Here is a 12523-nt window from a genome sequence, read left to right as displayed (position 1 = left end):
ATTTTTCAAATTCTGTCTTGTCTTATAAGAAAGAAACTCTTAAATAGGCCAGAACGTTTGTTTTTTTTAGGAAAATATAGTTCGCGTTATACATTTTCTGCCTGCATAGTAGCATAGCCTATGCGAGGAAACACGAAATAAGTCCGCTCAAAATCAGGCAGTAAGCCGCCACAAATTATCATAAAAGAAATAAAGCAAACTAATGATTAATCTTCCTTGTTCCTCTACAAACAGCATATAAAATTTAAACAGCATACAAGATTAAAAAATAGTATAACGAAAAGATGAAAAGTAATCAGAACGACCCGAATATATTAAATGACCTTATTAAAATCAACAATGACCGCATCGAAGGATACGAGCTGGCTATTGATCTGGCCAACGAGCAGGGCGAAGGTGCCCGGGAAGCTGTGTTCAGAAAGATGATCGGGCAGTCTGAAAAGTTTATTGCCGAACTCAGTCCACTGGTTGAGCTTGCTGGCCAATACGCGACTGACCGGACAAAATTAAGCGGTGAGCTTTTTCGGCTGTGGATGGTGATCAAATCAAAATTATCGGGCGGTAATATGCAAGATTTATTGGAGCATTGTGAGCGCGGCGAGGCAGCGTTCCGAGAGGTTTACGAAAAAGCGCTGGCGGAGGAAAACAAGCTGTCTATCGGGGCCAAAAACTTGATCCAGATTCAGCTGAGCCAGCAGCGGGAAGCCCATGAAAACATTAAAATTCTGTGCGGGATCTAGATTTTTCTGCATCAATGAGTCAATGCAAAAATAGTAAGAAAAAAAATAGGCTAGGGAACCAATCCCTAGCCTATATAAATACAATAATCTAACTTGCCTAAGTTATCCAAAAAAACCACTGTCAGCGCAAGAATGTTTTAAAAATTTTTCGAAATTTAATTTCCTATTCGCGCCAAACGTCCGTACATCTCCACAAAAGCGCATTGATCTAACAGCCACTTGGATTTTTGCTTTTTCTCCAAAGTCCAGTCGACATCAAACAGCCCGTCGTGATCCCTCATTTTATACCATGCGCGGTCTAGGTTTTTCGCAAAAATGTCCAGATACTTTCTATTTCCATCCTGTTCAAATAAACTGATATATCCTCTCATCATTACAGCATGAAACCATACATTACTATTCTTTAACACTGGAAAAGTATCTTGGTCCATGGACTGAAAAAAATACGCTAGACAAGCTTTTGCCAGCTCTTGGGCATCGACCAGATATTTTTTTTCCTTGGTAAATTTGTAAAGCAACGCTGCTGCTTGCAACATCTGTCCAGCATTATAGGAATACTTGGCTTTACCAATATTTCCATTGAGCTGAATATTATCCCAATACAGCTTGTCCGCAGGATCTTGCAGTCCTGCCTTTGTCCATTCATATAAATGTCGCGCTTCATTCAGATAGTCTTTCTCCTGAGTAGCTTCAAATAGCTTTAGTGCAAACACTGCCGCAGGAGCATTGGAACAGGTATTTTTAGATTCCTTTTTCTGTTCACACCAATAGATTCCACCACCGAGCTTGTCGTCCGCACCGCTTTTTACAAAAGCCCAGATCTCTTTCGCATGCTTGAGATAATCGACCTTTTTTGTCTGCAGATAACTATCGGTAAAGTCAATACCCAACCAGACGTTATCATCATAAAACCGGTCTGATGCCGGAGCAGAATTGATATAGGAAGCATAACCAACGGGCTCCCTGGAATGATCCCTATATTCCATTAATCCTGGTAGCACGCGCTGGTCAAGGATCTTTTGATAAAGGGCTTTGTTCTTTGGGAGCTCCATCAATGTATTTACAGCGGAAAAGCTCCCCGAGAATGGCCATAGGTAGGCATATTTCTTTTGCACGGTCGCCTGTTCGGAATTATCAAGATAATCCGCTTTAAAGGTCTCGTCGAAGGGATATTTCTCGGTCAACAGTTGATTTTTGGTATTTCCATACTTAGCGTAAACAATAGCTAACGTTCTTTGGGCACGTTCGGCAGACTGTCCTTTATTGAATTGTCCATAGCCTGTTAAATAGCATAGACCCGACAGCAGCACAGTTGTCGTTATCTTAGTGATTTGTCTCATCAGCATATGTATTTTAAGAAGCCCCCGGAACCTTTTGGGTCACGAAGGTTTCTTTGTGTTCATTCCATTATTTTAATTTATTTTCATAGCTTGCCAATCCTTCAAAAAGCATCGCAGCACTTGCATAGGCAGTAATTTCACTATTGCCAATAGGTGGTTGCGCCCAGGATGGACCAAAGAACAGCGTCGGTAGACTTGTTCCCTTGGTCCAGGCAATTTTACCATTATTGACCAGAAATTTCTCAAACTTACTGCGGTAGGCTGCATCAATTCCTTCCTGATTTAAATAGTCTACAAAATATCGTATAAATATCCCTTTAAACAATGCGCCGTCGCCGCTTCCCTCGTCGCGCAAAATATTATTCCCGCCATCGATACAACGTGTGATTGTGTAATAACTAATTTTTTGCGCATCAACCAGATAAAGCTGATCTTTAGTAATCTTAAAAAGCTCCACTGCGGTACCAAGGAACGTCCCCTGATTATAAGTCAGTGTTGTCATATCCACATTACCTGTCTGACCATTAATATTGTCATAAACGGCGCCCGTTGATGGATTGTACAGTGTTGCTTTTTGCCATTCGTAGATCTTCTTGGCCCAGGTCAGATAGTTTTCATCTTTTGTCAAACGATATAGTCTAGCTGCCAGAATACTAGCTGGCCCATTCGAGCAAGCATTTTTGCTATAGCGCATATCTTTCTTCCAAGCCAATCCACCGCCTGCATATTGCTCATCCCATGCGCCAGCAATATCTGTCCATAAAAGCAATACCGTGTCGAGGTATTTTTGATCCTTGGTAATTTCATATAAGCGCAATATGGTCAGTGCATTCCATTCCATGTCATCATAGAATACGTTATAATAGGTATTCCCATTTTTGATCTTCACACCTTCAAACCATTTGCTGAAATAGGCACTATATCTGCTGTCCTTCGTTCGTAGATAGGCATCGATAACAACATCCATCGCATGTGCATTGGGCCAATATTGAAATCCCAGATCGGATTGATTGATCGCATTGTTAAAATACCCGGACTCATTCCAGAATCCGGCAATCATCTTATCGGAAACCTGCGTTGCAATAGTTGTCCAGCTTTCCTGTACAGTGTCGTCATAGGGGTAGCTGTCCTCAATCTTGGTGCATCCTAAGAGTAGAAACAATAGGGATGACAGTATAATCATTTTATTCATCGGGTCTCCTCCTTTAATTTGGTACGACAGTATGCGTATAGTCTTTGTCGCCTTGTAAAATCATCGCTATTTTTGTTGGATGGCCGTCTACTGCATCCGCAAATTTCCATTTATCGTCCCATTGTGAAAGATTGGGCAATATTCGGACGAAATAATAAGAAGGAGCTGATGAACTATTGGGCGGACTGTCCGTCCCGTTTTGAGTTCCCAACTGTAAGGTTTCAGCCTTTCCGGCCTTGACGGTTTCCATTTGGAACTTATAACGTTGGTCACGGCCCCAACTTTCCTGTTTAAAATTGATGATACCTGTTGCAGACCAAATTCCCTTACCTTGATAAGGTAGATCCAACACCACAGCTCCGGATGGAGAAAAATAAACGCCCATGTTTTTGATCTCTGTGTAAGTAACTGCTGCCACATTGAAATCAATTCGAATACGATATACTGCTGTCTTGGCAATGCTGTTACTTCCGGTTTCACCTTCTTTTATTTTGGTTTGATCTTCCGAATAGAAAACACGTCCCTCAGCAGACTTGCGATCCGTAAAGGTGTATTTTTTTCCGGCTTCCAATTTTGTAAAGATCTCATATTCACCATTACCTACCAATTTAAAAGGTAAAGATGCGGCAACATCCGTCCCACCCTCAGTCGCCTCTCCAGTGATAAATAATTCATCGGGGATCTCTGCAAAGCCTTCCAGTGTTTTGATATTCAATACTTTCTTTGCTTTGCTCAATACCCGTTTCATTCCACGGATAGCATATACGGACCAGATCACATCGCCACTCTCACCAGGGTTAATCCCAGCTTTCGTTGCTACCTGATTCAATATTTTGTGACTAATATTGGCGCCGTTTGAGTTTCCATTATTATCCGACGTGACTGTATAAAGAGGCTTGCTAAAATCGCCATCGAGCTTATCAAAAACAACTTCATATTGAGCTGCCCCACCATCGGCCACCAATGCCGACTCCCATTCAAAATACAGCGCTGCTGAGCTGGAACTTAATAATTTGACAGCTTTTCCATCTGCAGGGGCATATAGGTTCTCAACAGCCGACACCTCTGCGTCGGCGTATTTCATATCGTCTTTTTTACAGGAAACGATGCTCGCAGCCAATGCGACCATTGCTATAACTTTAAAATACCATTTCATGTCTATATCATTAATTTATGGTTCGAAACGTACATTTTTTAATGCGTCGTTTGCGCTAGTTTTTGAATTAAATTTAGTTTGAGTAGCCCAGATTGTTAGGCAATAAATTTTTATTTAGATCGATCTGAGTTCGTGGTATCGACCAGAGATAATCTCTACTTTCATCAAATCGGCGGATATCCAGTTTGATATTACTATTGTTACCACCATATTTAGCACCCAATACCTGGCCGTCCAAATAGGTTTTACCAGCTTTCCAGCGCATGATATCATAGTAACGCAATCCCTCAAGAGCAAGCTCACTTCGCCGCTCATTTCGGACAATTGTTTTCAGATCCCCGGTAGTCGGAAAGTCTAACGCTTTTGAAGCTTCAAAACCAGCCCGCTGACGAATAGGTCTGATCGTCATGTCCCATACTGCGGCATTCAGTTGTCCCAGTGCTTCTTTTGCTTCTGCATACATCAATAAGATATCGGCGTACCTAAACATGATGATGTTCAATCCTGCATCGTATTTTACCGTTGCTGTTACATCGTAGTATTTCTTTACGTAATACCCTGTGGCGGAAGCGTTGGCACTTGCACCCTGATATTCGTCGAGCCGTTCCTTATCTGTTGTACCAGAGCCGGGTTTGATAAAGATCTTACGTGTTGTACCGTCAAAATCAGTCCATTGCCCACCATGAAAAACGATGGTTGCGGCCATACGTGGATCGCGGTTGACATAGGGATTATTGTCGTTATATTGCGGATCCGTAGCAATGGTATTTCCGCCCAGTGTCAAATAATTATCGACCAGACTTTGTAATGGTGCATAACCATTTAAACGTGCTTGAGCAGAGATTGGTGCTGCATCATATAACTTATTCCAGGTTTTTAATAAAGGTACATAGGCATAATCCAGAATAACCTCTGAATTATATTCATTGGCTGCAGTAAACAACTCCGGATAACTGCGGAATAAAGCGTAAGTGCCAAATTCCGTTTGTTTTTTCATCAGATTTTCACAGTATTCCAATACTTTATTCCAGTTGCTTTCATAGAGATAGGCCCGGGCTTGAAAGGCTGAAGCGGCCCCCTTGGTAATCCGGCCACGGTCGTCTACCGGTAAAGCATCTCTGTTCGGTAGATCGGCCATACATTGATCCAACTCCTGATGGATAAATGCCATAATAGTCGCTTTTTCTGTCCGAGGAAGAGTCTTAGACTCTTCCAGTGAGATATCTTTCGTGAAGAAAGGCACAGCGCCATAGAAATTAACAAGTCTAAAATAGAGAAATGCACGGATAAAGCGTACCTCGGCGATACGGCGTTTTTTGAGCGCCGCATCCATTCCGGGTACACGCTCTACATTCTCTAGATAGACATGGCAGGTCTTAATACCACCGTAAAGATCGGACCACTCTGCCCCAAAACGGCCCAGTGTTGGATCGGCGGTTCCATTACGAATTGCGCGCTGGTCTGTGTTTGAGCGCCCCTCAAAAATATTATCACTCAGGGCTTCATCATTCCACATACGATCTGCTGAATACAGCTGATTATAGGCCATATTGACCATTTTTTCGGCGTTGTCTGGATAGTCCCAAAAATTTTCATCGGTAAAGCGATCTGTTGGCAGCGTATCCAACTTATTACAGGATGTTAATTGGAGAATTGCCATTAAACTCAAGCCTCCAATAAGTATCTTATATAGTTTCATTACATAAAAGGTTAGAATTGAATATTTAATCCACCGCCATAGTATTTCAACGTCGGATAATTGCGGGCACTATTGGCCGAACCACCCATGTTAGAATCAAATTCGGAGGATTCGGGATCTATCCAGGAGTTTTTGCTCAAAGTCAGCAGGTTTTGGGCATTGATGAAAAAGCGAACACGCTGCAATCCCAATTTCGACACGACTTCTTTGGGTAACGAATAACCTACCTGTATATTTTTCAATCGAGCGTATTTCCCGTTGAAAAGATAGAGATCAGAATCTTTCCCAAAGTTGTTGGTCGATGCTGTTGATCCATTTGCAGTCAGTCGGGGCCAGCGTCCATCAATATTGGTCGGCGTCCAGTAATCGAGTTGATGCTGATAAATGGTATATGAATAATTCTGATGAAATGGTTCGATCAATTCTCCCCGGATCATCATATCGCGCTTGCCTACCCCTTGCCAGAACATACTAAAATCAAAATCTTTATAATTCAGGTTATAGGTTAGACCAAATGTAAAGCGGGGGAAACCATTGCCCAACACAAAGCGGTCCCGTGCATCGATAATTCCATCGTTATTGCGGTCGACATACTTTACATCTCCGGGGCGCAGATCTGCTGCCGTAATACCGCTCGGCAAGGCCGAAGTTTCAATATCCGTTATATTTTGAAAGAATCTGGCCATCTTGTACCCATAATAGGAATTATAGGGTAGCCCAACACGCGTTAATTTAGTAATGTTATCGACTGTCGAAATACGGTCATCGCCGGGCATCGCAATAATCTTATTGTGACTATCGCCCATATTCGCATTGATCGTATGGTGGAAATCGCCTGTTGTAGCCCGGTAGCTAAGGTTGATTTCCCAGCCCTCATTGTTCATTTCACCTAAATTCTGATTTTTTAGGGAGGTTCCGAATGTGGAAGGTATTTGAGGCGACATCAAGATATCAACTGTACGCTTTTTAAAATAATCGAAACTGGCCGTTAATTTATCATGAAAGAAGGTGGCGTCCAACCCAACATTGAAATTATAGGTTTTCTCCCAGCGTAGATCCAGGCTGGCATAATTAAATCCCGCAGCAGAAACAGGTTTGTTGTTAAATCCATAACTGTTCTGATAGGATTCATAGGTAAAATAATACGCATAGTCGTCTACGGCCTGATTGCCAAGAACACCATAGGTAGATCTGATTTTTAGGCTACCGACATGTTGTTTATACCAATTCATAAATACTTCGTCGGATGCCCGCCATCCGAGGGATCCCGAAGGAAAGAAGCCCCAGCGATTAGCTTTCGAGAACTTAGAAGATCCATCGTAGCGAAAGCTAAATTCGGCAAAATACTTACTTGCAAAGTCGTATCCGGCACGACCGAAGATCGAATTGATACTATTTTGCAGTGTCCCATTTGGTGTCACACGGGCACTCACGGGATCGATAACTGTCCCTGTCGTAGGTGTGCCGAGGACAGGATCAGTAAATTTCATTTTCAGTTCGTTTTGTCGGCGTGTATAGGATTCGTTGGATGCTCCAAACAGACCTGATACATGATGGCTGCCAAAATTTCGGTCATAATCCAGAAGGAGTTGAAAGTTTAACAACGAGGCTTTTTCGTTAAAATCTTCGGTATTGCGGTCTGAATTGACGTAGACCTGAGGTTGCGTGGCATCTGGACTGGAATATAATGGCACCTGGATTCTACGGATAGAACGGTGATCGGCATAGATGTCCGCTCCGAAGATACCACGCAGTTTTAAACCTTCGAACAGTTTTGCTTCGAGATTCAGGTTGATATTAAAATAGTCGTTATCATTTTTAATATAGCCGCCTTCATTCAGTTCGGCCAGAGGATTTTGATCTGTAAGTGCATTGTTGACAAGATATTTTCCATTATCAGCCTGCATGCGATAGTAGTAATAAGGCGGAAGTCTGGAAGCATTGATAATGGCACTTCCGGCCGTGTTGCTCATGTTGTTGTTGCGGGTATAGGCTAAGATTGAGGTCAATTTAAAACGTCCGATCTCTGTACTGAGGTTGCTCCGCAAATTGTACCGCTTAATGCCAAAGTCCTGTCCGACAAAGTTGCTGGGCTGATTGTAAAAGCCGCCGGAAAATAAATAGGAACTTTTATCTCCACCCCCGGCCACACTGATATTATATTTTTGCTGGAAAGAGTTTTTCATGATTTCCGGCAAGTTCCACCGCTCGATATCCTGATGGGCATATAAGTCTGCAATAGCCTTTGGTGAAAACTGCGGATCCATTCCTGAGTTGGTCAGTGCAAGATTACGAAGGGTCGCATTTTCATATCCTGCAACAGGTGAAAATAAAATCTTAGGTTCTTGCACGCCCCACTGGGTGCCGACAGTCACCGCAGGCCGCTGATTTTGGCGTCCTCTTTTGGTGGTTACCAAAATAACGCCATTTGCAGACCTCGAACCGTATATAGCCGTAGAACCGGCGTCTTTCAATACCGACACCGTTTCGATGTCATCCGGATTGATCTTATTGAGTGTTCCGCCTTCTGTAATAATTCCATCGATCACCACCAGCGGCGCATTACTGTTTATGGTAGATATTCCACGAATATTGATATTCATCGAATTATCATTGGGGTCCATGCTTTTCTGTTGGATGGTCAAACTGGGTGAGGCTCCTTGAAGGGCTTGCGTTACATTGCCTACAGGTCGGTTTTCGAAAGTCTTCGCACTGATCTGGTCAACGGCCCCAACAACACGCTGACGTGTCGTGGTACCATAGCCGATTACGATAACTTCTTCGAGCTGACTGTTGCTATTTTTCATGATCACATTGAGCTGCCCCGATCCATCGGTCCCCAGGGAAGACAGTTCTCCGCTCAATGCATCATAACCAACAGAGGAGAATACCAAGGTTGCTTTGGGTGAAAGATTTGTGAGGGTAAATAGACCATCACTATTGGTGGTAGTACCTATAGATTCATTTCCTTTGACCCGCACAGAGACATTTGCGAGCGGTTCGCCACGTTCATTGGTCACACGTCCTTTTACGGGGACTTGATTTGGGGTAATCGTAAACTCCATCGGTACGGACGTTATGGAAGCTTTTGGCTTATCATAAATGACCACAGTCTTATTATCCAACTGGTAGGACAAGGGCTGATCTTTAAAGATCTGGTCTAATACATCCGACAATTGACGGTCCCTAACTTTTATGTCAACAGGCTTCGCGTTTACCATCTGCCGTTCAGTGTACAGAAAATTGTATCCCGTCTGAGATTTGAGTTCCCTAAATATTTTCTTAAGGCTCATGTTGGAGTATTCTAATGTTACCTTTTGTGCAAAGGTGGTAGCGCTAACCTGCATAAAAGTAACCAAGATAATTATGGTTGTCAATCGCATAATAAGCCATAGTTTACGGAATAGCAGATACGCTATCTCCTTTTTTCTGATATAATTTTGATACATTTGTAAGGTTTATTTGCAGTGTATTCGAGTCGTCCAAAACAGAAACATACTGCAGATTGGATAGTTAAAATTTAATTGTCCCAAACGGCAACCGAGCTCCTTCAGGATCTTGGTTGCTTTTTTATACCCCCCTTCGTGGCTATTCGTTTTGTCGTTTTTTGTTCATCGGTTCGTTTATTTAGGTTATTGTGTCATTAATTATTTAGCGGATTATTACGGCAGTACATGTATTTTTTTTCCGTCGATTCTGAAATGAACGGCACCCGTTTTTTCGAGCAGGCTTAAGACTTTTTGAACATCATCAAAACGCGATATTCCGCCACCAAATTTCTCGGTCGTTTTTTTACCTTGATAGATGACCTCCACATTATACCAGCGTGCCACCTTGCGCATGACACTTTCGATATCATCTCGCTCGAACATAAATTCGTTGTTTGTCCAGGCAATAACCGGCGCAGTATCTATTGGACGGGATCTTAGCACCCCATGAGCTGTAAGGCTCGACTGCTCACCCGGTGCTAATAACAATTTTTGACTGTGGGAACTGACCTGTACACGACCTTCCAGTAGGGTGGTCTGTACCGCCGATTCGTCGGCATAACTATTTACATTGAAATGGGTACCGAGCACTTCGACCTGCTGATCTGCTGCCTGCACAATAAAGGGGTGTTTGGAATCCTTCGCTACTTCAAAATAAGCTTCACCGGTCAGTGTGACAGTTCTGTTTTTTTGATTTGCAAAACGAACCGGATAGCTGAGCGAAGAAGCCGCATTGAGCCATACTTGTGTACCGTCAGGTAGCTTAATCCGATAGGTTTCTCCTTTGGTTGTCGATAAGGTATTTTGCTCGATTTCGCCCTGCGAATTATCGCTGACTTCGTAAATCAATTGGCCATCTGTTGTTTTAGAGATTCTTATACCCGATTCTTCCGCAATCCGACCGTTTTGTGTTTCATGTAGATGAATCTGCTTGCCGTTGGCCAGCGTTAAGGTCGCCGATTGTTTTCCGGGTGATATCACATGTTGTGCAGCTTGCGGAGATACGTTTTTAGTTTCAATGGTAAGAAACCAGCGACCAATAAATAATAGTCCGATAACAGCAGCTGCGCTTGCGCCAATACGTTTCCAAGTCCATAGCGATTTTGTTTTTGGTTTATTGATCTGGAGATGCAATTGGTCCCAGGTATTATCCAGTACGGCCAATAAAGTTGGATCGTCCAACAGATGTTGATCGGCGGGATCGTCCAAAACCTCCTGGATGAGTTCTTGAAGTAATATTTTATCCCTGCCTGATTTTACATAGGACAAAAACGCACGGGAATTTTCTTCGCTAAGTTTTCCCTGTATATATCGCCTTAACGTATATCGAAGTGTTTTCTTTTCCACAATTGGTTATCCTCTTTTCAGCTAATACACTTCAGCGGTAAACGTCATCTGCTCTACCTGCAAATTTATTTTACTTTTTTTCTGTGCAATGAAAATTAGATGCGTTAATGCTGTTGGAGAAGTATAAAAGAAATAATGAGCAATGTGGATTTATCCAGGATCCCATGCTTCTCTTTGATATATTTTGTAGCTTTTACGATGTGGTCGTTGATGGTGGATGTCGATATACTCAATAAGTCGCTTACTTCGGCGTAGGTTTTGCCCTCAATTTTACAAAGTTTGTAGATCAATTTGCGTTGTGGCGGCAGCTGGTCAATGGTCTGAGACAACCATTCTTCATATTGCTTTTCATAGAGTTCTTCTTCGACGTGACTGTATAAGGCTGTATTGTGAAGGCTAAGATATGCCTGAACTTGTTTTTCGAGGTTATTTCGCCGGATAAAATTATAGACAGTATATTTGGCGATCTGGAATAGATAAGATCGAAAAGACTGCTCGGGATCAATCAACTCCCGTTTATCCCATACTTTAATAAATACTTCTTGTAATAGTTCGACTGCGTCTTCTTCGGACTTGACCATCTTACGGATGTTGAGATAAATACGCCCGCTATACCTACTGTAGACCTGCCGAAAAGCACTCTGGCAGCCAGAACGCAGGGAGATCAAGACAGACTTCTCTTCAGTATCGTCGTATTTTTGTGCGTACATTGTCACGTTTTACCCTTTCATTACTAGCAAAGATTGCTATTTGTTTATAATATCCGGTTATTGATCTCCAATCTTAACATTTGCTTACAAGCTAATAAGCGTCACAAAAAACAATTACATGATGCAGGAATATTTTATAAGTTGGTCTTTCACGCACTGTGTCTAGTAATTTGTGGATTACTCCCTTAATCTGGTTACGAACAAATATAATAAAACTAAAACGGTTTTGCTTTTTTTAATAAAAATTTAAAACGATTAACAAATTTTGATTTTTCTCAAACATGCATAGCAGGAATTCATCCGGCACATAAAAAGGAGACTACGATTTTACTTCGTGTCTCCTTCATAGCCCAACAGTACCTGTCGAAGCTTTTCTTCAGACCTCCTTCCCACGCTTACTAGGGCAATAGGTGAGATCGGCCCCATCGCCAAAGAAGAAACAGGAGCAAGGCGAAGCCCATGATCCAAACCTGCTGGGCAGAGCGCATTTGGATGCCGCTTTTTTCATGGCTGACCTGCTTTTGTTTTTCCTGTTGCCTTTTTTCAGCCAGCTCCAGTACCTGTTTACTGACTCTTTTGGCTGACTCATGCAATACTAAACCTCCCGACCGGGCAGACAGACCACTATCGGGATAGAAACGAAAAGCACTGTCCGTCCAAAAGTACCAAAGGCGGGAAAGCGTATCCTGATGGTCAGAATAAAGCCTTCGGAGTTGCTCGGTATACTGCCGCCGCGTATCCGTTTCTTGTTGTTTCTGATATTTTTTATTTTCGTAGATCTTACAGGAGACCAGCAAGGATAAGAGTCCCCCATAAAATATCACCTGGCATAGCCTTGTTTTCATCCTTCC

Annotated in this window: 9 protein-coding genes; 1 reads left to right on the top strand and 8 read right to left on the bottom strand. The window is 42.5% G+C overall.

Annotation, left to right across the window (positions count from 1 at the left end; genetic code table 11):
• Window positions 1–284: 284 nt before the first annotated feature.
• On the top strand, window positions 285–740 hold the full coding sequence (locus tag B3H30_RS09175) for a PA2169 family four-helix-bundle protein (RefSeq protein ID WP_159333186.1): 456 nt from the start codon (window positions 285–287) through the stop codon (window positions 738–740).
• A 155-nt stretch (window positions 741–895) separates the two neighbouring features.
• On the opposite strand, the gene B3H30_RS09170 is transcribed toward B3H30_RS09175, so the two are convergent.
• The 8 genes from B3H30_RS09170 to B3H30_RS09135 form a co-directional block, all read right to left on the bottom strand.
• Window positions 896–2080, bottom strand: coding sequence for a glycoside hydrolase family 76 protein (locus tag B3H30_RS09170; RefSeq protein WP_286710051.1), 1185 nt, complete (start codon window positions 2078–2080; stop codon window positions 896–898).
• Between the two features lie 67 nt (window positions 2081–2147).
• On the bottom strand, window positions 2148–3272 hold the full coding sequence (locus tag B3H30_RS09165; RefSeq protein ID WP_075993609.1) for a glycoside hydrolase family 76 protein: 1125 nt from the start codon (window positions 3270–3272) through the stop codon (window positions 2148–2150).
• A gap of 13 nt (window positions 3273–3285) precedes the next feature.
• Window positions 3286–4428 (bottom strand): SusE domain-containing protein, encoded by a 1143-nt coding sequence (locus B3H30_RS09160; RefSeq protein WP_286710050.1) that lies wholly within the window; start codon window positions 4426–4428, stop codon window positions 3286–3288.
• Between the two features lie 73 nt (window positions 4429–4501).
• Window positions 4502–6127, bottom strand: a complete 1626-nt coding sequence (locus B3H30_RS09155; protein WP_075993611.1) for a RagB/SusD family nutrient uptake outer membrane protein — start codon at window positions 6125–6127, stop codon at window positions 4502–4504.
• An 11-nt stretch (window positions 6128–6138) separates the two neighbouring features.
• Window positions 6139–9576 carry a TonB-dependent receptor gene (locus B3H30_RS09150; protein WP_286710048.1) on the bottom strand — a complete coding sequence of 1146 codons (3438 nt, stop codon included), beginning with the start codon at window positions 9574–9576 and terminating at the stop codon, window positions 6139–6141.
• Between the two features lie 213 nt (window positions 9577–9789).
• Complete coding sequence (locus B3H30_RS09145; RefSeq protein ID WP_286833980.1) at window positions 9790–10962, bottom strand: FecR family protein; 1173 nt, start codon at window positions 10960–10962, stop codon at window positions 9790–9792.
• A 104-nt stretch (window positions 10963–11066) separates the two neighbouring features.
• Entirely contained in the window at window positions 11067–11672 is a 606-nt protein-coding gene (locus tag B3H30_RS09140; protein ID WP_286710046.1) for an RNA polymerase sigma factor, read from the bottom strand.
• Between the two features lie 398 nt (window positions 11673–12070).
• Window positions 12071–12517 carry a hypothetical protein gene (locus tag B3H30_RS09135; RefSeq protein WP_286710045.1) on the bottom strand — a complete coding sequence of 149 codons (447 nt, stop codon included), beginning with the start codon at window positions 12515–12517 and terminating at the stop codon, window positions 12071–12073.
• Window positions 12518–12523 lie beyond the last annotated feature (6 nt).

This window comes from Sphingobacterium sp. UBA7038, assembly GCF_002494055.1.
GTDB classification, from domain to species: Bacteria; Bacteroidota; Bacteroidia; order Sphingobacteriales; family Sphingobacteriaceae; genus Sphingobacterium; species Sphingobacterium multivorum.
Note: the sequence above shows the minus strand (reverse complement) of the source record. Positions and strands in the feature narration are given on the sequence as shown.

Coding starts and splice junctions, on each gene's coding strand:
- B3H30_RS09175 (WP_159333186.1), top strand. CDS start 285: ATGAAAAGTAATCAGAACGACCCGAATATATTAAATGACCTTATTAAA.
- B3H30_RS09170 (WP_286710051.1), bottom strand. CDS start 2,080: ATGAGACAAATCACTAAGATAACGACAACTGTGCTGCTGTCGGGTCTA.
- B3H30_RS09165 (WP_075993609.1), bottom strand. CDS start 3,272: ATGAATAAAATGATTATACTGTCATCCCTATTGTTTCTACTCTTAGGA.
- B3H30_RS09160 (WP_286710050.1), bottom strand. CDS start 4,428: ATGAAATGGTATTTTAAAGTTATAGCAATGGTCGCATTGGCTGCGAGC.
- B3H30_RS09155 (WP_075993611.1), bottom strand. CDS start 6,127: ATGAAACTATATAAGATACTTATTGGAGGCTTGAGTTTAATGGCAATT.
- B3H30_RS09150 (WP_286710048.1), bottom strand. CDS start 9,576: ATGTATCAAAATTATATCAGAAAAAAGGAGATAGCGTATCTGCTATTC.
- B3H30_RS09140 (WP_286710046.1), bottom strand. CDS start 11,672: ATGTACGCACAAAAATACGACGATACTGAAGAGAAGTCTGTCTTGATC.
- B3H30_RS09135 (WP_286710045.1), bottom strand. CDS start 12,517: ATGAAAACAAGGCTATGCCAGGTGATATTTTATGGGGGACTCTTATCC.